General features: G+C 43.2%; 20 protein-coding genes and 1 pseudogene. 4 read left to right on the top strand and 17 right to left on the bottom strand.

Annotation, left to right across the window (positions count from 1 at the left end; translation table 11 throughout):
* Positions 1-25: 25 nt before the first annotated feature.
* The 14 genes from AAC855_RS00195 to fliF form a co-directional block, all read right to left on the bottom strand.
* Positions 26-1,363 (bottom strand): MFS transporter, encoded by a 1,338-nt coding sequence (locus AAC855_RS00195; RefSeq protein WP_340607666.1) that lies wholly within the window; start codon positions 1,361-1,363, stop codon positions 26-28.
* A gap of 321 nt (positions 1,364-1,684) precedes the next feature.
* Positions 1,685-2,467 (bottom strand): flagellar biosynthetic protein FliR, encoded by a 783-nt coding sequence (fliR, locus tag AAC855_RS00190; RefSeq protein WP_340607665.1) that lies wholly within the window; start codon positions 2,465-2,467, stop codon positions 1,685-1,687.
* A gap of 2 nt (positions 2,468-2,469) precedes the next feature.
* On the bottom strand, positions 2,470-2,739 hold the full coding sequence (gene fliQ, locus AAC855_RS00185; protein ID WP_099109725.1) for a flagellar biosynthesis protein FliQ: 270 nt from the start codon (positions 2,737-2,739) through the stop codon (positions 2,470-2,472).
* Positions 2,740-2,780: 41 nt separating this feature from the next.
* Positions 2,781-3,497 (bottom strand): flagellar type III secretion system pore protein FliP, encoded by a 717-nt coding sequence (gene fliP / locus AAC855_RS00180; RefSeq protein ID WP_340607903.1) that lies wholly within the window; start codon positions 3,495-3,497, stop codon positions 2,781-2,783.
* An 82-nt stretch (positions 3,498-3,579) separates the two neighbouring features.
* A complete protein-coding gene (gene fliO / locus AAC855_RS00175; protein WP_340607664.1) occupies positions 3,580-4,044 on the bottom strand; it encodes a flagellar biosynthetic protein FliO in 465 nt (154 codons plus the stop codon).
* Between the two features lie 2 nt (positions 4,045-4,046).
* Positions 4,047-4,454 (bottom strand): flagellar motor switch protein FliN, encoded by a 408-nt coding sequence (gene fliN, locus AAC855_RS00170; protein WP_099109727.1) that lies wholly within the window; start codon positions 4,452-4,454, stop codon positions 4,047-4,049.
* Positions 4,447-5,457, bottom strand: a complete 1,011-nt coding sequence (fliM, locus tag AAC855_RS00165) for a flagellar motor switch protein FliM (RefSeq protein ID WP_340607663.1) — start codon at positions 5,455-5,457, stop codon at positions 4,447-4,449. The genes fliN and fliM overlap by 8 nt, the downstream gene beginning before the upstream one ends.
* Positions 5,458-5,462: 5 nt before the next feature.
* Complete coding sequence (gene fliL, locus AAC855_RS00160) at positions 5,463-5,939, bottom strand: flagellar basal body-associated protein FliL (protein ID WP_340607662.1); 477 nt, start codon at positions 5,937-5,939, stop codon at positions 5,463-5,465.
* A 217-nt stretch (positions 5,940-6,156) separates the two neighbouring features.
* Positions 6,157-7,491, bottom strand: a complete 1,335-nt coding sequence (locus AAC855_RS00155; protein WP_340607661.1) for a flagellar hook-length control protein FliK — start codon at positions 7,489-7,491, stop codon at positions 6,157-6,159.
* Complete coding sequence (gene fliJ, locus AAC855_RS00150) at positions 7,488-7,934, bottom strand: flagellar export protein FliJ (RefSeq protein ID WP_086956259.1); 447 nt, start codon at positions 7,932-7,934, stop codon at positions 7,488-7,490. The genes AAC855_RS00155 and fliJ overlap by 4 nt, the downstream gene beginning before the upstream one ends.
* A 161-nt stretch (positions 7,935-8,095) precedes the next feature.
* Positions 8,096-9,460, bottom strand: a complete 1,365-nt coding sequence (fliI, locus tag AAC855_RS00145) for a flagellar protein export ATPase FliI (RefSeq protein WP_340607660.1) — start codon at positions 9,458-9,460, stop codon at positions 8,096-8,098.
* Positions 9,460-10,164, bottom strand: coding sequence for a flagellar assembly protein FliH (gene fliH / locus AAC855_RS00140; RefSeq protein WP_340607659.1), 705 nt, complete (start codon positions 10,162-10,164; stop codon positions 9,460-9,462). Before fliH ends, fliI begins: the two co-directional genes overlap by 1 nt.
* A complete protein-coding gene (gene fliG / locus AAC855_RS00135; RefSeq protein WP_340607658.1) occupies positions 10,157-11,149 on the bottom strand; it encodes a flagellar motor switch protein FliG in 993 nt (330 codons plus the stop codon). Before fliG ends, fliH begins: the two co-directional genes overlap by 8 nt.
* Positions 11,146-12,837 carry a flagellar basal-body MS-ring/collar protein FliF gene (gene fliF / locus AAC855_RS00130; RefSeq protein WP_099125071.1) on the bottom strand — a complete coding sequence of 564 codons (1,692 nt, stop codon included), beginning with the start codon at positions 12,835-12,837 and terminating at the stop codon, positions 11,146-11,148. The genes fliG and fliF overlap by 4 nt, the downstream gene beginning before the upstream one ends.
* Before the next feature lie 405 nt (positions 12,838-13,242).
* Between fliF and fliE the strand changes: the two genes are divergently transcribed.
* On the top strand, positions 13,243-13,554 hold the full coding sequence (gene fliE, locus AAC855_RS00125; RefSeq protein ID WP_340607657.1) for a flagellar hook-basal body complex protein FliE: 312 nt from the start codon (positions 13,243-13,245) through the stop codon (positions 13,552-13,554).
* Between the two features lie 90 nt (positions 13,555-13,644).
* Here fliE and AAC855_RS00120 read toward each other — a convergent pair.
* A pseudogene (locus AAC855_RS00120) lies at positions 13,645-13,839 on the bottom strand (tyrosine-type recombinase/integrase); the annotation flags it as partial.
* Positions 13,840-13,960: 121 nt separating this feature from the next.
* On the opposite strand from AAC855_RS00120, the gene AAC855_RS00115 reads away from it, so the two are divergent.
* Complete coding sequence (locus AAC855_RS00115; RefSeq protein WP_340607656.1) at positions 13,961-14,725, top strand: hypothetical protein; 765 nt, start codon at positions 13,961-13,963, stop codon at positions 14,723-14,725.
* Positions 14,726-14,880: 155 nt separating this feature from the next.
* On the opposite strand, the gene AAC855_RS00110 is transcribed toward AAC855_RS00115, so the two are convergent.
* Complete coding sequence (locus AAC855_RS00110; RefSeq protein WP_340607655.1) at positions 14,881-15,360, bottom strand: Hcp family type VI secretion system effector; 480 nt, start codon at positions 15,358-15,360, stop codon at positions 14,881-14,883.
* Positions 15,361-15,752: 392 nt separating this feature from the next.
* Here AAC855_RS00110 and AAC855_RS00105 point away from each other — a divergent pair, with 392 nt between their 5' ends.
* Positions 15,753-16,763 carry a hypothetical protein gene (locus AAC855_RS00105; RefSeq protein WP_340607654.1) on the top strand — a complete coding sequence of 337 codons (1,011 nt, stop codon included), beginning with the start codon at positions 15,753-15,755 and terminating at the stop codon, positions 16,761-16,763.
* Positions 16,764-16,776: 13 nt separating this feature from the next.
* The gene (locus AAC855_RS00100; protein WP_340607653.1) at positions 16,777-17,622 is read left to right on the top strand and encodes a tetratricopeptide repeat protein; all 846 of its coding nucleotides are present in this window, start codon (positions 16,777-16,779) and stop codon (positions 17,620-17,622) included.
* 720 nt (positions 17,623-18,342) lie between these two features.
* On the opposite strand, the gene AAC855_RS00095 is transcribed toward AAC855_RS00100, so the two are convergent.
* Positions 18,343-19,353 (bottom strand): zinc metalloprotease, encoded by a 1,011-nt coding sequence (locus tag AAC855_RS00095; RefSeq protein WP_340607652.1) that lies wholly within the window; start codon positions 19,351-19,353, stop codon positions 18,343-18,345.
* Positions 19,354-19,391: the final 38 nt, after the last annotated feature.

Genomic DNA, 19,391 nt, shown 5'->3' with positions numbered 1-19,391 from the left:
AATTTATGCCAGCGAGCCACAGAGATTATTTTCGGTTCAGAAAATAGCAGATGAGGATTGAGATCAAAGCAAGCCCTGCTAAAAGCAACATCAGAACCTGATAGCCTTGAGCTAATGCGCCAAAACGGGTTAATAAAAATACCGCAAAAGCGATACCGCAGGCTCCTCCTACATTATGAATAGTCCATGAAGTCCCCATAGCAACTGCCGCTTGTTCACGAGGTAAAGAACTCAGTGCAATGAGTGTCGAGGGCCCAAGGATTGACCCCCATCCCATGCCAAATAACATCAATGGGGCAATAAACCACCAAGCATTGATTTGTGTTGATGCAAATGCAAGCAAAATTGCGGCAACGACAAACAAAAGTAAGCCAGCTAAAATAACGCGCGACGGGCCGAATTTTTCACTGCGATGACCTACCCAGAGGGAAGTTAGGGCAAACATGATTGTCGCGGGTAACAGGAACAACCCGATTTCAACATCATTTTTCCCCAGCGGCCCGGCGAAAAACATAGGCAATGTCAGCAGAACGATGCAGTAGAAGAAAGCGAGGAAAAATGTTGCAAGTAATCCTGAAATAAAATGCCTATTACGGAAAAAGTGAAATTCTACGATAGGGTTTGGTGTTTTTAATTCATGTCGTATAAAAATAATCAGAGATATTACTGCAATAGATAATAAACTCCATTGTTGTAGTGAATTTCCATTCAAAGAGAAATAACTGACTAAACTCATTAGAAAAATGATCAGGAAAATACAACCGGGAATATCCAGTTTTTTTATCTGACTTGTTTTATATTCGGGTACGGACCAGATGCATAGAATAATGCTGATAATGATAAAAGGGATATTTATCAAAAAAGCGTAACGCCAGTCTACAATACCTGCAAACAATCCACCGATAATAGGCCCTATTGCCAGACCAAGCCCATTAATACCAAATAAAATACCAAGCGCTTTTCCTTGCTCATTTTGATTAAATAAGTAGGAAATAATAGCGCCAGAAACAGTATAGAGAATTGCACAGCCTATCCCCTGAATGAATCTAAAGAGAGTGATTGTAGTCATATTTGTTGCGAGGCCAACAAATAATGAAGCCGCTCCAAATAGAATTAATCCCAGAATCAGTATCTTTCTACGTCCTCGACTATCAGCTAACGTTCCAACCGGAACCATAAAAGCGGAAAGCGCGATCATGAATATTGAGGTAATCCACTGTGTTTCTCTTAATGGCGTATTGAATTCACGCCCAATTGCAGGAAGAATAGTATTCACAACGGTGAGATCGATACATCCGAGAAAACTTGCAATGCATATTCCAATTAACCCAACATATTTTTTTACGGCGATTCTTTCGATCATTCACAATCTCCTTTTGTTTATGATTAATCGAAAATTATGATTTCCGAAAAAATATCCGTTGCTTAATATAATAAACGGTTTTTTTATTAAGGTCTCAGCATCATCATTCATTGCTTTTCTCATATTTAGAGTCTTATTAAAAATGAAAAATTAGCATAATGATTTCAATGAAAAATAAACACAGAACAAATAGATAATGCTTATTGATTTGTGTTTTTTAATTGCTGAGGAGAGAGTTTCCTGATACTTGCTATCTGCTATAAGGGGGATTTATTCGGATTTACTTAAATGTCAGCAAACAGCATATAAAAAAGGTGCTTCTTACAGCACCATATAATTAATAATCACTGCCAGACGATCGAACATTTCACTGAATAACCGTTCTGTAAATGGTACCAGCATCGGGAACAGTAGGGAGAGGGTGAAAATGCCAACTGTCAGTGTCAGGGGAAAGCCAACAACGAACACGGAAAGTTGAGGCGTCATGCGGTTCAGCATACCTAGCGAGAAGTTCAGAACTAACAGCAAAGTAATGAGCGGCATTGCCAGCATCATGCCATTGATAAATATCAGGCTGGCACTCTGCGCCAGTAACAGAAAACCTTTTGAATTTAACTGGGTAGTCTGAATAGGGATGGAATAGAAGGTATCAGCCAGAATGGATAATATCCATAAATGCCCGTCAAAAGCCAAAAACAGTAGCATCATCAGCATATTCAGAATACGCGCTAAGATTGGCATATTCGGGCCACCGGTCGGGTCAAAAAATGTGGCGAAAGATAGCCCCATCTGTAGCCCCAGAACTTCACCGGCATGGCGCACCACCGCAAAGGCAATCTGGATAGTTAACCCCAGAGCCACGCCAATCAGCACTTGCTGGATCAGAACCCAAATTCCGGCAACGGAAAAAATCGGAATTTGGGGTGATGGAATAGTCGGAACCAGCAGGGCAGTGATCACTAATGCCAGCCCGATGCGGACTTTTATCGGCATCTGCTTTTCGCTAAAAATCGGGGCGATACTGAACAAAGCCAGAAGGCGCGCCAGTGGCCAGAAAAAATCACTGACAAGGCGGGAAAGCGTTTCACTGTCAAACGGGATCATGATTAACCAATAATCGTAGGAATACTGCTGAAAAGTGTGCGCATGTAATCCAGCAACAGATTGAGCATCCACGGGCCGGCAACGATAATTGTGACAACAACGGCCAGAATTTTAGGAATAAATGACAGCGTCATTTCGTTTATCTGCGTCGCTGCCTGCAACAGACTGATCACTAAACCACATATCAAAGCCGATAAAAGCAATGGCGCAGCCAGCGCCAATGCGACTTTCATTGCTTCAACACCAAGTGCCATTACCGATTCTGGAGTCATAATTGTTCAAACCGTTTTCGATCTTTTTAAGAAAAGTTCCGTCAGACGTAAAAACTTTGCGCCAACGAACCAAGCAATAACTGCCAGCCATCCACCAGAACAAATAGCATCAGTTTGAATGGCAGCGATATTGTGGCAGGAGGAACCATCATCATCCCCAGTGCCATCAGAACACTGGCAACAACCAGATCGATGATCAGGAAAGGAATGAAAAGCGTAAAACCAATCTGGAACGCTGTTTTGAGTTCGCTGGTAATGAAAGCCGGAACCAGAACCCGCATTGGGACAGAATCGGCAGTTTCAAAGGCTTCCTGATTAGCCAAACGGGCAAACAGTGCCAGATCGTTTTCCCGGGTCTGACGCAGCATAAACTGGCGCACAGGTTGGGCACCTTTCTCCAGTGCCGTTTCCAGCGTGATTTTGTCTTCACTGAAAGGCAGGTAGGCATCCTGATAAACCTTATCGAATACCGGGGCCATAATGAAAAAAGTCATAAATAACGCTAAGCCCAACATGACCTGATTGGGTGGGGCAGAAGGTGTTCCCAGTGCATTACGCAGTAAACCCAGTACGATGATGATACGGGTAAAACTGGTCATCATCAGCAGTGCAGCGGGAATAAACCCCAGTGCAGTAATGAAAATCAGGGTCTGAACCGGCAGTGACCAGCTTTGTCCGCCATTTGCCAGCGGCTGACTGATGATGCCCGGTAATTCTGCTGCTGCATTCATGGGAAACAGTGGCAGTAACAGCGCCATAAACACAGTTGCCAGACGCGCCGGAGAAATATGTGCGGCGAATTTCCGGCTTTTTATTTGATTGCCTATCATAAGGAAAACTCTATTTTTCATCGCCGTCCCTGTCGTTCTTGGTTTTTCGCTGAAGCTTATTTTTTAATAACTGACCGAAAGGAAGTGTCTTGAGCACGGTTTCCTTTTCCGTGTCATCAGGTGGCACAGGCAACTGATGTAACATCGTGATCTGCTGAGGTGTAACACCCAGTACCAGCCAGCTGTCTTCGATTTCAACCACGACAACCCGTTCTTTTGCCCCAAGTGAACAACTTGCTTTTACATTAAGTAATCGGTGATTTTTATTTTTGGCAGGAGCAAGCCCCAGACGGCGGATCAACCAAGTTATGAAAAATATCAGTAACAGGATCCCGCCCAGAGCACTACTGACCTGCATCAGAGTCTGACCAGCAGAAAGGGGAGGGGCGTGTGTTACAGTTGTACCAATCGGTGCGGCATCTGATGCCGCACCACTTTGGAAAGAAGTATGAAGAGAAGGCTGATTCGCCATCATGGTTAACGACTCAGACGACGCATGCGCTCAGAAGGAGTTATGATATCCGTAATACGGATACCGTATTTATCAGATACGACGACCACTTCTCCTTGTGCAATCAAATAGCCGTTGATCAGAATATCCAGCGGCTCACCCGCCAGACCATCAAGGGAAACAACAGAACCCTGAGAAAGTTTCAGCAGTTGCTTGATAGTCATTTTGGTGCGTCCCAGCTCCACAGAGAGCTTAACGGGAATATCCATAATCAGGTCAATATCAGAAAGCTGGGAAAGCGCATCCTGCGGTTCAAGACTTTCAAAAATTGACGAGCCGCTGTCAGAGGCAAGCTGTGCAGCCTGTTGTTCCAGCGCCTCTGCCCACAAGTCTTCAGTCAAGCTGGTATCTGCGGGTTGTTTAGCATCACTCATTGGGCTTTTCCTCATCCAGAGCATTTAAAACAGGGTTAATCAGGTGTTCAACGCGCAAAGCATACTGCCCGTTGAGTGTTCCATATTGGCTGGTGAGCACCGGCACACCATCAACGTGAACGATCAGGCGTTCAGGTTTTTCAATCGGCAAAACATCGCCGCGTTTTAACTGGAGAATTTTTGACAACCGCAGGGGGATATCAGCAAAATTTGCCACCAGTTCCAGTTCGGAGTTCTGAACCTGTTTCACCAGAATGTCACGCCACTGACCGTCTTCCTGCCGTACATTTTCCACCGGAGGATTCGTCAGCAGCTCACGCAGAGGCTCAATCATGGCGAAGGGAATACAGATGTTGAATTCTCCGTACAGATCCCCAATCTCCACCGTAAATGGTGTGGTGACGACGATATCGTTAGGAGATGTTGTAATATTGGTGAATTTCACCTGCATCTCAGAGCGCACATATTCCACGTCAATCTTAAAGATGGAATCCCATGCGTCACGATAGGCATCCAGTGCCAGTTTCAGCATCCGATTGATGATACGCTGTTCGGTATAGGTGAATTCACGGCCTTCCACTTTAGTCGGGAAGCGTCCGTCACCACCAAACAGGTTATCAACGGCGATATAAACCAGACTGGGTTCAAAAGCGAACAGTGCGGTTCCTCTCAATGGTTTCAGGTGAACCAGATTGAGGTTGGTCGGCACGGCCAGATTGCGGGCAAAGTCATGATAAGGCTGGATCTTAATGGCACCGACCGTAATATCCGGGCTGCGGCGCAGCATGTTAAACAGCCCCATCCTGAATTGGCGGGCAAAGCGTTCATTGATGATTTCCAGTGACTGCAAACGCTCGCGTACAACACGGCGCTGTGTATGCGGATCGTAAGGTCGAACCTCACTTTCCACTGACGACGTAGTTTGTTCTACGTCATCCGCAGCAGCACTGTCACCATTGAGCAGAGCATCGATCTCTGCCTGTGAAAGAATATTGTCACTCATCGTGATTATCGCAGAATAAACGTAGTAAACAACACATCGGTGATCACTTGGTCAGGTTCACCGGGTATCAGTGTTGGGCTCAGAGTCTGTTTAATGTCTTCCACTAAACGTACTTTGCCGTCATCTTTTGCCAGATCAGTCGATCTCTGGCGCGATAGTAACAGCAGCATACGGCTACGAACTTCAGGAAGGTAATCATGGAAGCGCTGACGAGTTATTTCATCAGACAGACGCAGCGTCACGCCGACATACAAAACGCGATCAAAATGATCTTCGTTGTCTATCAGATTGACGGTAAAAGGTTCCAGTGTCATGAATACCGGAGTACTTATGATTTTGGCTTTTTCTGTACTGTTATGACCGGATTGCTTCATTGTCCACCAGCTATATCCTCCGATGGCGGTACTCAATACGGCAATCAGTATTAGCAGTATCATCCAAATTGTTTTTGTGCGCTTACGCTCGTAGCTATAATCAGACATGGACAGACAAATTCCTGTTTTCTGTAGTGGAGTAAGGCACCGCGCATTCCGTGGCGGAGTTCCTTATCCAACAAATTCAACATCAATTATCCCGCGTCTTTGTTCCGGCAATGGCAGGAACAAGCGCGGAAAAAACCATTAACTCACTCGTTTGTTATCGGCTCTGTTTCATTTTTTTGCAGTGTTCTGACAGCAAATGATGAAATCAGGCAGATAGTCAGGCGAAAATATCAACGCCTCCCCGGCTTGAAGCCAGTTGCTGAGGGGTTAGCCGGATTGTTGATTCATGAGTTGCCGGTGCCTGTGTTGCTGCCAGTGCTCTATGGTTTTCAGTATGACTACCGGTATTGGCATGCTGTTGAGGATCGGCGGCCTGTTCCTGTTGCCAGTTCCCTGATGTATCACTTCCCACACTGCTTTCAGCCAATTGAATGCCGTTTTCTGCCAGCGAGTGGCGAAGGTGAGGCAGGGCGGCTTCTAAAGCGGCGCGAACATGCTGATGTGCCGAGACAAAATGCAACTGTGCCTGATTATCTTCAACATTCATGCGGATATGCAGAGCACCCAGCTCCTGTGGGTTTAAGCGTAATTCTGCCTGTTGCAGCCCGTTCCGGTTAAAAAACAGTACCTGCTGATTGAGTTGCTGCTGCCACTCTTCACTGCCGAGGTGAGCGCTCAGTAAAGGTGCAGGAGTACTATTCAGCTGGAACTGCCCGTTAACCTGATGGCCTGTAGCGAGCAGGGGAGCACTGAACAGGTTGTGCAGTGTTGAAGAGGAAGTTTCCGCCGCAGAAGATGAAGCCAGCGCTGGCGCTCCTTGTGTTGATAGGAACGCCTTCCCGATATTCTCCTTTCCACTCACTGATGACTCTGAATTTTGCTCAGTGCCGTTAGCGGCTGTTTTTACTTTTCCGGTCGCGGTTGCCAGAGCCGCACGGTTTGTGGCTGAGGCTGTATGCTGTGAGGTAACAGAACGGAGATCGCTATCCAAATCATTTTCTTCAGCCGGATCTGTCGCTATCAGCGCTATATCGGCTTTCGTCTTTTTACCCGATAGTTTCCTGTCGGATAATGTATCTTCGATACTGTTTGCAGCATTCAGTAAATTATCTGTACTTTCTGAACCCTCACCGGTCGACTGCGGATTGATTAATCCCGCCAACTGAATAGGCATCGCGTTGATTAACATTTCAGCAGACAGAAGATCATCCTCTTCGGATAAGATAAATTCTGCATCATTGTCTAATGCTGAACTGCCTGAAGCAGAAGATTTATCCAGTCTGGCGACCTGACCAGCAACAGTCAGTGAAGAAGATAATTTTTCTTCATCCCGGTTATCAGTGGAATGTTTCTCTCCAGATTCGCTATTGCTGCCATCTGTGCGATTTTTAGCGGTCTGAACAGCGGTTTTTTGTTCTGCACTGAGAAACTGGCCGAATTCAGTCATCTGCTCTTTAGGGGCGTTATTGCCCTGAGAGGAGTTCAGTGCTTGCTGATTTTTCCCCACACTTTTTTCAAGTGTTAAATCAGTAGGCAAAAGAGTGAGATTCATTGTTTCATTCTCCGTTGTGCACCACGTTGTGCGTACTCATCCATTTGTTTTTGCTCCATGCGATTCTGGTGTAACTTCAAACTATGTTCTGCCCGTTGTTGCAGCGTATCAAACGCGTTCAGACGCTGCTGTTTTTCCTGCCACTGCGACATGGCCTGCTCAAGCCGTTTTTTCCATTGGTTGAGCTGTAATCTGTGTTGCTCGATAGCCATTTCCAGTGTTTTCATGAACTGCTGGTAATTCTGCCAGGTCGAGCTGGACATGCCGCTGCTTAGTGTGTCGTTCAAACGTGTACGATATTCATCCTGATAACTCATTAACGCCGTGAGTTGTTGCTCCATTTGCTGATGGCTTTGTCGTATCTGTGCCAGTTGGGTCGCGGCTTTTTCCGCTGCGTCCTGAGCAAGTTCGCGCAAAGTCACAAGAGGGGAGTGTTGTTGCATGTCTATCCTCAGCGTTTTATACCCTTCGTCTTTCAGGCTGCCTCGAACAGCCTCTGGCTGGGCAAATGTGTTCCCGACGAGTTTGTCATTTCCCTTACTGTCGCGATGTAACCCGAAATCCATTGGGTATAGATAAATAACGGTTTTAGTCGGTTAATATTTTAACTCGGTAATAATTGTTGTAATTGGGCACATGCTGCATTGTATTCACTGCGTTCCTCAATGCTTTGATGCAGGAACTGAGCCATATGCGGATACAGCTCAATTGCCCTATCCAGCAAAGGATCACTGCCGGCTGCGTAAGCACCGACATTAATCAGATCTCTATTACGCTGGTAGCTGGAAAGTAACTGTTTAAAATGTTGCACCCGTCGATAATGAGTATTATCAATCAGGGCTGTCATGGCCCGGCTGATTGATGCTTCAATATCGATAGCCGGATAATGCCCGGATTCTGCCAGTGCTCTGGACAGGACGATATGACCGTCCAGAATAGCCCGCGCTGAATCGGCAATCGGATCTTGCTGGTCATCACCTTCAGTCAGGACGGTATAAAACGCGGTGATTGAACCGCCATCACTGACACCATTACCCGCCCGTTCGACCAACGCCGGTAATTTAGCGAACACAGAAGGGGGATAACCCTTGGTTGCCGGTGGCTCACCAATGGCCAGTGCAATCTCACGCTGTGCCATACTGTAACGGGTAAGAGAATCCATAATCAGCAGGACATGTTTCCCGCGATCACGGAAATCTTCGGCTATACGGGTTGCATAGGAAGCTCCCTGCATTCGCAGTAGTGGCGAAACGTCAGCAGGTGCCGCAACAACCACAGAACGGGCCCGTCCTTCTTCACCTAAAATATTTTCGATGAAATCTTTAACTTCCCGGCCACGTTCACCAATCAGGCCGACCACAATAACGTCAGCCTGCGTATAACGGGCCATCATGCCAAGGAGTACACTTTTACCGACACCCGAACCGGCAAATAACCCCATTCGCTGCCCGCGCCCGACGGTTAGCAGAGCATTAATGGCACGTACACCCACATCCAGCACATCACTGATGGGAGTACGTTGCAGAGGGTTGATGGGCGGTGTGGTCAAGGGGGCACGATATCCGGTATCCGGGGCAGGTAAACCATCGAGAGGACGACCCGCACCATCCAGCACCCTACCGAGTAATTCCGGCCCGAGAGGTAATCGCCGCCCGCCACTCGCTTCTTCACCATAAGCACGTGCATAGACACGGGCGCCCGGCACAATGCCTTCAAGCTCTTCCAAAGGCATTAACAGCAATTTTTCACCATTGAAGCCGACGACTTCACTTTCGACTTCTTCAAGGGTACTGCCATTTTGCCGTTCAATAAGGCAGGTTGCTCCCAATGGCAGATGTAAACCCGTGGCTTCAAGTACCAGACCCGTGGCGCGGGTCAGACGTCCGTAACGACGTACTTTCGGCGTTTTTTCCAGACGTTTTTCCATGCAATCTAATGTCGCCAGCCAGCGCCCAAGTCTCGCAGTCATCACAGTTCTCCTGATACCGCCAGACGGCACATTTCATGCCAGCGCGTTGCCAGACTGGCATCCAGATCACCTTCATCAGCACTGACCTTACAGCCTCCCGGATGCAGTTTATTATCGGCAACCAGACGCCAGCCATGCAGAGCTAATATCTCGCCCAGTTGTTGCTCAACCAGTGGGATATTTTGCGGATGAACACGTAATTGAGGTTTGCCACTGAACATCGGTTCCTGCTGAATAAATTCACGGATTTGGTTCAGCAGGGCAGTGCCGTCACACACTGCCGGTTGGCCGAGAATATGTTGTGCGGCTGTCAGAGAAAGCTGCATCAGGCGTGATGCAACAACCGTATCCAGACCATCCAGTGAATGGCTGAAATCACTCAACAGATCTTTCCACTGCTCAATGACAACCTGCTGTTGTGCCTCGGCTTCCTTTACTCCCTGTTCAAATCCGGCTTTCCGGCCTTCTTCAACACCCTGCTCATATCCACGGGCATGACCTTCCGCAACACCTTGCTCGTGACCTGCCTGACGCGCCTGTTCTTTCAGTTCGTCCAGTATTCTGGCCTGCTCCTGCAAGCGCTCCTGTTCACTAAGCTCCTGTATATCATCCGATGATTCCAGTTTTGCTTGTAATGTTTCCCACGGAGTCAATTCACCCGGCAGCCATCGCTGCCAGTTTCCATTATTCGAATTATCAGACATAGGTATCATCACCACCATTCAGGATCATTTCCCCGCTTTCGGCCAGACGACGTACCACAAGCAGAATGGCTTTCTGTTCAGCTTCTACCTGAGACATACGAACCGGACCACGGGTTGCCAAGTCATCACGCATAATTTCAGCAGCACGCTGCGACATATTGTTGAGGAAGTGGTCGCGCAGTGCCTGATCGCAGCCTTTCAGTGCAACCAACAGCGAATCGGTGGTAACTTCCTGCAACAGGCGCTGGATACTGCGGTCGTCCACGCCGATGAGGTTTTCGAACAGGAACATTTCATCGATGATTTTCTGTGCCAGCTCGCCGTCATAGGTACGGACAGCATCGATAACACTCTCTTCCTGCTGGCTCTTCATCAGGTTGATAATTTCAGCCGCAGTACGAACACCACCCATTTTACTGCGTTTCAGGTTCTGGCCATCCAGCAGGTTGTTCAGAACTTCCGTCAGCTCGGCCAGAGCGGCTGGCTGAACACCACCAAAGGTGGCAATACGCAGCATGACATCATTACGCAGACGGTCATCAAACATGGCGAGAATATCTGCGGCCTGCCCACGGTTCAGGTGAACCAGGATCGTGGCAATGATCTGCGGATGTTCATCGCGGATCATGTCAGCCGCTGCCTGCGGCTCCATGAAGTTGAGCGTTTCGATACCAGTTGTGGTATCGCGTGATTCAAGGATATCTTCGAGCAGGCTGGAAGCCCGCTCTTCGCCCAGTGCTTTCACCAGCACACTGCGCAGATAATCGTTGGCATTGATGCTCAGAGCAGCGTACTGCTCAGCATCTTCCTCAAACTGGGCCATAACTTCAGCCAGTTGCTGGTTGGAGACTTGTTTCATCCCCGCCATTGCAATACTTAACTGTTGTACTTCCCGGGAGTTCAGGTGCTTAAACACCTCAGCCGCCTGATCTTCTCCCAGAGTCATTAACATGATGGCGCTTTTTTCTGTTCCGGTCAGACTCATTGTTCGTTACTCATCCATTGGCGGATCACCAGCGCAACTACGCGAGGATCTTTTTCCGCAAGTTCACGGATACGCTGGCTTTGAATCTCAGCATTGACACGCTGGCGAGCCAACTGACGGCGCACTTTTTCATCCATTTCAGCATTGGATTCAGTCGCAGGTTTATTTTGTTTCTTCTGCGCTTCCAGTGCGGCTTTTTCCGCAGCCCGTTTTCTGGCAATTTGCGGCACGATCATCTTGCGCCACAGCAGCCATGCAACCAGTGCTAACAGTAACCAACGGCCCAGCTCCAATAATTTCTCCAGCAGGACAGGGTGTTGCCAGAACGGCAGCGTTTCTATCACTTCGGCGGTATTATTGAACGGTGTATTGACAACATTCAGGCTGTCGCCACGGTCGGCAGAAAAGCCCATGGCCTCACGGGTCAATGATTCAATCTGGGATAACTGTTCTGGTGTGAGTGCCTGAGTTTCCGGGCCATTTTCGCCCTGAACAGTGGCATAGTTGACCACAACCGCAACAGAGAGACGCTCCACGCCGCCAGCCTGTAACTGGGTATGGCGGATAGTGCGATCTACTTCATAGTTGATGGTTTCATCATGGCGATTATTGCGGTTATTGCTGATCATGCGCTCATAGCTGTTATTGCCATTGCGCCCCTGAGCAGATTTGTCGTCACCATTACCTTTTGGTTTTTCAATTGGCGCACTGGGTGCGGCACTTGGCTGGTTCGACAGCGCTCCCGGAACACCACCTACCAATGGCCCGCCACTTTGTTCGCTGGCACTGGTCTGTTTAGAACGGACGGCGGCCTGATTCGGTGGCTGGTTAGGTTTATACTCTTCCGCAGTTTCTTCACGGCGGGAAAAATCAACTTGCGCGGTGACCTGAGCATGAACATTGCCACGACCGACAACAGGGGCCAGAATGGTTTCAATGCGATGCTGGAAGCGGTTTTCGACTTCCTGTATGTACTTCAACTGGGTGGTATTCAAATCCCGCCCGTTGGCATCAGATTGAGTCAGCAGGCGTCCGGCCTGATCCACAATAGTGACATTGCTTGGCGGCAATCCGGCCACACTGCTTGAAACCATATGGACAATGGCATTGATTTGCCCTTCATCCAGAGCACGGCCCTGCAACAACCCGACGGTTACGGAAGCAGAAGGTGACTTTTGCTCACGGACAAACAGGGAAGGCTTTGGTAATGCCAGATGAACACGGGCACTCTGCACCGGGCCGAGAGACTCGATAGTGCGCGCTAACTCACCTTCCAGCGCCCGCTGGTAATTAACCTGCTCACTGAACTGGCTGATGCCGAACTTTTCTTTATCCAACAACTCAAAACCCGCAGCGCCACCTTTTGGTAAGCCCTGTTGTGCCAGTTTCAGCCTGATTTCATGCACCTTATCCGTCGGTATCATGATGGCGGCGCCGTTTTCGGCAAACCGGTAAGGGACATTCATTTGAGTTAATTGTGTAACGATCTCGCCGCCATCCTTATCACTCAGATTGCTGTAAAGCACCCGATAATCAGGGCTGCGCAACCAAAGAAAAAGGGCGACGATAATAGCGATGGCAGCAGAGCCAGCAACTAATAATGGAACTTTTGGATCAGCTTTTATCCTGTTGATGATAGCGCTGAAACCCTTCTGTGGATTCTCAGCGTCGGTTGTTGCTGCACTCATAGACGATCCTTGCCTTGCTGGTCAACATGAATACTAAAAGCGTGGCGTAACAAAACAGACTCCCCATACGCAAGCGAAAAAACTATCTCTATACCTTTCATTTTATTACAAATTGCCTCTTTGCTGACTGCATCCGCCTCAGTAACATCGTTATCTATGTCACCGGGAATTGCTTAATTTGCCGCCGTGATGCAACTTAAATACAATAGATATAATTAATCCCGTCATTATTCGCTGTTCACACATCTTTTAATGGCACAATAAGCTTCGAATTTTTACGTTAATTACCCGCTTTAGTTTGAAAGGGCTATGTTACGGTGGCAGCCTGAAAAAACTGCCAACCAGCCCACGGCTAATATGGCATTTAATCACGTAATCAATAGGGTGATTTAACACGAGGTTTTTATGTCAATTCAGGCAATTGAAGGTGTACTGCAACAGATGCAGGCGCAGGCATTACAGGCAGCAAGTATTGCTAAGCCTATGCCGGTAAAAGGTGGCTTTGCCAGCCAGCTCACTGCCGCGGTAGAAAAAATAAATCTGTCCCGCGTAGAAGCAGCGAAACAGGCACAGGATTTCACACTGGGCACTCCGGGTGTGGAACTGAATGACGTGATGGTCAATATGCAGAAAGCGACTATTTCACTGCAAATGGGTATTCAGGTCAGAAACAAGCTGGTCAGTGCGTATCACGAAGTGATGAATATGCAGGTTTAGTGGTTTATCTATTTGACTTATAGTTAGCGATTTATGCTCGTCGATTGTTTGGGGTATATATGGGGCAATCGTGAGTTTTTCGTTTAATAGCTAAATGTGATCATCGCTATTTTCACTCATCCATGCACAGTAAACGTTATGAACCATTTGAGCTGATACATGCCCCATTTGAGTGGCAATAAATGAAGGATTGGCGCCAGCAGATAACATCTAACAGGCATAAGTATGTCGTGTTTGGTATGATTTTCTGTGCCTGACGCCTGATCTTTTTATCAGTGATTTCCAAATTTTGTCCAAATCCTTCCGGTGAATAGAACTGAGTTTTTAATAGTATTTCACTGTAGGTTTCGAGATTGAGCTAGCGCGTAATATTCATAATTTTTAGTCTTAAATTGGTGAGGAATACATGGAAAGTTTTAAAACTGATATTGATATTAAAAAGTTAGTGATTGCCATTGTTGTTATGGCTGTTGTGTTTATCGCAGGTTATGGCTTTATAGAAGATAAATCAAAAAAAGATGATATCCCAACAAAGGAGAAAATATTAGAGACATATCCAATTTTTGAGGCGATCAATAAACTTGCTCCAGAAAAATTTGAAGAATTTTATGAAATGATTTATTCCGCATCTAACGATCCAGGTAAAATAACTAAAAAAGAAATTGAATTAAAAGCATTTTCATTAACCAGAGCATGGTTTAATAATAATATAGGACGGCTATTAAAAATTTCTTCTGATGAGGCTGTAAATGAATTTGGTAAGCATACAGTTAACTTTATCAGTACTACTATAAACTCCGATCCTACAGGTTTATATTGTTTTAATATGTTATACCCTGGAGTAATTGGCACCCCTGATATATCTAGATTTAATAGGGATTTTAAAGATTTTCCATTTAAAAGAAATTATTTAAATAGTATTGCTGATTCAATTGAAAAGAACATTGAAATTGATAGGTTGTCTGTGGAACAAGTCTTGGAATCAATATCAAAAATCAATGATAAATTAGTCGAAAAATATGGTGAAAATTACTATGTTGAAGATCCGAGGGAGTCAGCTAAAAAACCTAGTTTAGAGTGTAATACCCGACTGGATACGTATAAATATATACTGGAATTAGAGCCACATCTTTCAGCAGAAGTCATTCGTTATATTAATGCACCTGAATAACTCTGTTTTTATAAATGTACCATACAATGGCGAGGCATTTATTGTCAGTCTTAAACCACCCCCTAAGGAGGTGGTGATCTTTCCTTGAGTTTTTATATAAAATAGTGAGGATATAAGAATGAAAAATATTTTTATCCGGTTTTATATCATCTATTTTAATAAATACGATCTTCTTTTATGCTATAACCTGATGTTCCAGCTGAATGGTGTCTGCATGTAATATCATTATAGTTTACAGATACGTATTCCTCTGGTTGAGCACCTGCATGGTTAATATTATGAGGGTATCTGGTAGAGTAATCAACAATAGAAGCTCCTTGAATTAGGATGCTATAATATTTTTCTTGCGCCCCATTTTGAGCTGTTCTGAAAAATTCAAATTCTAATGTTAATTTTTCATTATTTGAAATTGCTATCAATATGAGTGGAGATGATTTATCAATAGGTTTTATAAAGTCGATAGGGTGGTGTGTTACGTTTTGCTCTCGGGTAATTGAACTATTAAATTCAATAACAAAAATTTTATCTTCATTACCTATCTGGTATTTGTTTCCTATTGAATCTAAGGATGAACATCCTGCTGAAATCAATCCTTGCTTATCACCTTTGAGTGTTAAATAAATTAAATTAGCCATTTAATTTTTCCTTAGTATATTACGATAGATTTATTTTTATCAGAAATGATATTTTTTGTCTATTGTTTATATAATAATGCTTACAACTTTAGGTGTTAATCACATAATCATGATTATCAGTTAATGTTTTATATGGAATATTTTCGTTTGTTATTATATATATTCCGAAATTAAACTTATTAAGTACCTTACCATTTGGTGATTTTAATGATTTGATTCATATGTGGCATTTTATCGTATTATTACTTGATTATTTGTTGAAAGTTCAATCAATAACAAACTATACTATGAATCGTAGTTCTTAGTATTGTCCTGTTATTTTTTCGTAGTAGGGTTTTATCAAACTATTCTTGGATTCAGAGTCTGGTATAAAAATACTAATAGGGGAAATTATGGAAAGTTGCTCAGGAAATGATGAAGGATGGATGTATTGTCGGAATAATAAGCCTATAAGCGTTGAGGAGGCACTGGAAACTAAAATTTTAGTAATAAAAAGGATCACAAGGGCACTTAAAAAACAGGCGGATCTCAGGAAAGCATGTGGCGGTAAACAATATACGGGATTAGATGAATCTATCTATTATGATAGATGTGGGAACCTTATGTCTGCGGATGAGGTTTTTGAAAAAAACGTTTGGGTTAAAGGTACTGAGGATTTATTTGTTAATACTTACCATGGCATTAATAGAACAAGTGATACAATTTCTGAATATAACCCAAGTAATATAGTGGTTCGTTCTATTATGGAGAAAAGGATTTCAGTTAATCCACTAATATTGAAAGAAAATGCCGAAGCAATTTATTTATTAACGAGAGCATTAGATCCCTATGGTTTTTTAACTGAAGCTGCAGAGGTAATATTATCATCTATTTTGGATGATATCTCAGGTCAAAGGAAAGAGTTACTAACAATACTTTTGTTAGGAAAAGGTTTGATAAAAGAGAATAAAAAAACAACAGAGCTAATGAAATTCACAGAAGGAAAAATCAATACCGCAGTTATTGATGTTAAAATTAAACTTGCCTCTAATATGGTAACTAATAACATCATCAGAAGTGCTATTGTTTCTGCTGTTGTGCATAGTATAGTACATTTTGTAGCTACTAAAAACCCACTCTTTATTAGAAAGAGAGCTGGAATTATTAAACGTGCTAATATTTTTGTTGTTTTTGCATCCAATTATGGAATTATAGAGAAACTGTCTAAATCAGCAAGATGGCTTAAAATAAACCACCCTAAAGTATATGAGAGATTAGATAAAGTCAGGCTGACCTTAAGCTATCATTTTTTTGAAGATGTATTTGGTGATATACTTAGGCTATCGGAACATAATAAAAATAGTTCTTCTGATCAGGATTTTGTAAGAGCTATTGAGAAATTATTGGATAAATATGCAAATTAAAAATGGGGGAAATATGAAAATATTATTAGTGAATTGTATTATTATTTTTATATTATCTTTTAATGTAGCTTGGTCTAATACTGTTACTTCTGATTCATGTCAGATTGAATCATATTTTTTTAATGCTTGTTTGAAATTAGCAAAACAAGGGGATCGGGATGCTCAATATAAAATAGGCATGTTCTATGAGAAAGGAGTAGGTATTCAGCAAGATTATAGCGAAGCTGTGAAGTGGTATAATCAGGCTGCAAAAAAAGGGCATGCAGAAGCGCAGTTTAATCTAGGTAGCCTTTACATTGAAGGGCGAGGCATATCTCTGAACTATACTACTGGGGCTTCATGGTATCTGAAAGCAGCCAATCAAGGTCATTCAGATGCTCAGAATAATATAGGTTTTTTGTACAAAGAAGGCTTGGGGTTAAAACAAGATAAACAAAAAGCTTTAGAATGGTATCTGAAGGCTGCAATGTTGGGGAATCCCGGAGCTCAAAATAATTTGGGTATGGTTTACGATGAAGGGGAAATTGTACCACAAGATTATAAAAAAGCGCTGGAATGGTATAAAAAATCAGCTCAGCAAGGATTCACAACGGCTCAAAATAATATAGGTTTCTTATATCAAAGAGGTAAAGGTGTATCATTAGACTATAACAAGGCAATGGAATGGTATTTAAAATCTGCAACCGGGGGAAATGAGATAGGCATGTTTAACATTGGCTATTTATACCAAAACGGATTAGGTGTCGAAAAAGATGAGAAACAAGCTCTTGAGTGGTATAAAAAGGCATTAGCCGAAGATAAGGATTTTACTCAAGCTAAGCTTGCAGTAACGAAATTGACAAAAAAACTAAATGAGTAAAAATATTATTTGGTGCATTTATTATTCACTTTACTGTGAAGACCCCTATGTATAACTCTCATAGCGTTTATGATATGGTTTTTAGAATCCTGAAATGTAAGTATAAATTACCACCATGAAGTTTATCTTTATAAATTATCTCATAATGAAAAAATAGTATATTTTTTCATTATGAGATAAAAAATTGTTGTTCAGGGCTTAAATCTTACCAAATTATTTGTTTAATCGACTTTTAAACAGGGCCTATTTAGACCAGTATTTTGTGTTTCCCAGTTTCATCTCAACTTTCTGCTAATCGCTGATAGAACTCGATTAGACAACGTTGTATTAGGGGAGAATAAAATCATCTTATTTTAAACTGAAAATTTGATCGTTTTCTATTTTGGTCAGTTATATATAGGCCATATTCCATTTTCCTTCGGCGAGAAAGTTGCCTGCTATAGCAACAGGCCATATTTATTAGAATCCGACAATTGTAGATAAATTTAAGTAAAATAATTGTGTAAAAAAATGGGTGTTAATGACTCATCCATAGGATAAAGTATAAGAGATTTTTCTTTACAGTTCAGCGATAGTAAAATATTTTTTTAGGTTGAGGTGGAGGAATAGCGCCACACAAATTCTCCATATCAATATAGCAGCTAATTCCGTTTAAGCCATCACTGAAAAGTTTCCCACACAGAAAACGATATTTCAGCAATGGCTTAAACGGAAATAAGGTTAGTTAAATAACTGTGTTTGATAAATGGGTACCAGTAATTCAGCTATAGGATAAAATATACGAGGTTTTTCTTTACAAATTTTTGAGGCCGAAACATTTATTTTTGACTGAGATGAAGGTGAACCACCACATTCATTTTCCATAGCTATAGCATTTATCTCTAATTCTGATGGGGCAATATCGTTATATTCTAATTGCCTGCCTAATTGGTTACGTAATCGGAGAAAATAGGTATCGTTACTTGTCATTAATGGTACTCTGGCATTTGCTTGTTCCTGTTCAAGTTCTGCTGTAATCGCTATAGCAAAAAAGTGTCCGGGGTTTGATCTATCTAATTGTATTTGATTTTCTTTTTCATTTAACTCTCCCAATTCAAGCAACCCGGGATGCGTCAGACCTAAAGCATGTCCAAACTCATGAGCTATAGTATGGTAAACCAATATTTTTGCAACGTGGTGTTCTGTATAATGGTCATTTAACGTTCTTCTAATGGTGTCGAAAGTTTCTCTTGGATAATGGAATGTATTAGTTAGTACTATTCCAGGTCTATTAAAAACTTGATTTGTTATATGCTCTTGGACTTCAGGTGGTAAAATTAAAGTTGTTTCAGCTAAATCCGAACCCAAACTTGTCTGTTGTGCATCATTCGCCCTGGTGATTTGAAAATCAGTATCACTAGATGAGCCCTGAGGTATTTCTGTAAGACGAATAGGGCTATTTCTTCCTATAAGGCGTTGATTCCACATATCTGCCGCATCCCTTACTAATGGAGCAACCTCGATAGCAATATTTCTTGTTGTTCCATCATCATTATGAATAGCAATTGTCACTGAACCTATATTTTCAGCTATTCTATAGTTCAAATTATTATTAAAAAAATCAGATGGGTTATAGATTTGATTGTTTAAAGCTATAGAACAGACGTGCCTATTAGGGTTTGAGTAGGCAGAGGGATCATAAGGATAAGCATAAAATGCTGATAGAGATAAAATTAGTAAAATATATTTCATATTATATTCTCTTGTTTTTCTAATGTGGTAGATATGTT

The sequence above is a fragment of the Xenorhabdus bharatensis genome (genome assembly GCF_037996705.1).
GTDB classification, from domain to species: Bacteria; Pseudomonadota; Gammaproteobacteria; order Enterobacterales; family Enterobacteriaceae; genus Xenorhabdus; species Xenorhabdus bharatensis.
The sequence above is the reverse complement of the archived record's forward strand: the minus strand, read 5'-3'. Positions and strand labels throughout refer to the sequence as shown.

What these genes read in the sequence shown, in the direction of transcription:
- AAC855_RS00195 (WP_340607666.1), bottom strand. Translation starts at nt 1,363, where the DNA reads ATGATCGAAAGAATCGCCGTAAAAAAATATGTTGGGTTAATTGGAATA.
- fliR (WP_340607665.1), bottom strand. Translation starts at nt 2,467, where the DNA reads ATGATCCCGTTTGACAGTGAAACGCTTTCCCGCCTTGTCAGTGATTTT.
- fliQ (WP_099109725.1), bottom strand. Translation starts at nt 2,739, where the DNA reads ATGACTCCAGAATCGGTAATGGCACTTGGTGTTGAAGCAATGAAAGTC.
- fliP (WP_340607903.1), bottom strand. Translation starts at nt 3,497, where the DNA reads ATGGCGCTGTTACTGCCACTGTTTCCCATGAATGCAGCAGCAGAATTA.
- fliO (WP_340607664.1), bottom strand. Translation starts at nt 4,044, where the DNA reads ATGATGGCGAATCAGCCTTCTCTTCATACTTCTTTCCAAAGTGGTGCG.
- fliN (WP_099109727.1), bottom strand. Translation starts at nt 4,454, where the DNA reads ATGAGTGATGCTAAACAACCCGCAGATACCAGCTTGACTGAAGACTTG.
- fliM (WP_340607663.1), bottom strand. Translation starts at nt 5,457, where the DNA reads ATGAGTGACAATATTCTTTCACAGGCAGAGATCGATGCTCTGCTCAAT.
- fliL (WP_340607662.1), bottom strand. Translation starts at nt 5,939, where the DNA reads ATGTCTGATTATAGCTACGAGCGTAAGCGCACAAAAACAATTTGGATG.
- AAC855_RS00155 (WP_340607661.1), bottom strand. Translation starts at nt 7,491, where the DNA reads ATGAATCTCACTCTTTTGCCTACTGATTTAACACTTGAAAAAAGTGTG.
- fliJ (WP_086956259.1), bottom strand. Translation starts at nt 7,934, where the DNA reads ATGCAACAACACTCCCCTCTTGTGACTTTGCGCGAACTTGCTCAGGAC.
- fliI (WP_340607660.1), bottom strand. Translation starts at nt 9,460, where the DNA reads ATGACTGCGAGACTTGGGCGCTGGCTGGCGACATTAGATTGCATGGAA.
- fliH (WP_340607659.1), bottom strand. Translation starts at nt 10,164, where the DNA reads ATGTCTGATAATTCGAATAATGGAAACTGGCAGCGATGGCTGCCGGGT.
- fliG (WP_340607658.1), bottom strand. Translation starts at nt 11,149, where the DNA reads ATGAGTCTGACCGGAACAGAAAAAAGCGCCATCATGTTAATGACTCTG.
- fliF (WP_099125071.1), bottom strand. Translation starts at nt 12,837, where the DNA reads ATGAGTGCAGCAACAACCGACGCTGAGAATCCACAGAAGGGTTTCAGC.
- fliE (WP_340607657.1), top strand. Translation starts at nt 13,243, where the DNA reads ATGTCAATTCAGGCAATTGAAGGTGTACTGCAACAGATGCAGGCGCAG.
- AAC855_RS00115 (WP_340607656.1), top strand. Translation starts at nt 13,961, where the DNA reads ATGGAAAGTTTTAAAACTGATATTGATATTAAAAAGTTAGTGATTGCC.
- AAC855_RS00110 (WP_340607655.1), bottom strand. Translation starts at nt 15,360, where the DNA reads ATGGCTAATTTAATTTATTTAACACTCAAAGGTGATAAGCAAGGATTG.
- AAC855_RS00105 (WP_340607654.1), top strand. Translation starts at nt 15,753, where the DNA reads ATGGAAAGTTGCTCAGGAAATGATGAAGGATGGATGTATTGTCGGAAT.
- AAC855_RS00100 (WP_340607653.1), top strand. Translation starts at nt 16,777, where the DNA reads ATGAAAATATTATTAGTGAATTGTATTATTATTTTTATATTATCTTTT.
- AAC855_RS00095 (WP_340607652.1), bottom strand. Translation starts at nt 19,353, where the DNA reads ATGAAATATATTTTACTAATTTTATCTCTATCAGCATTTTATGCTTAT.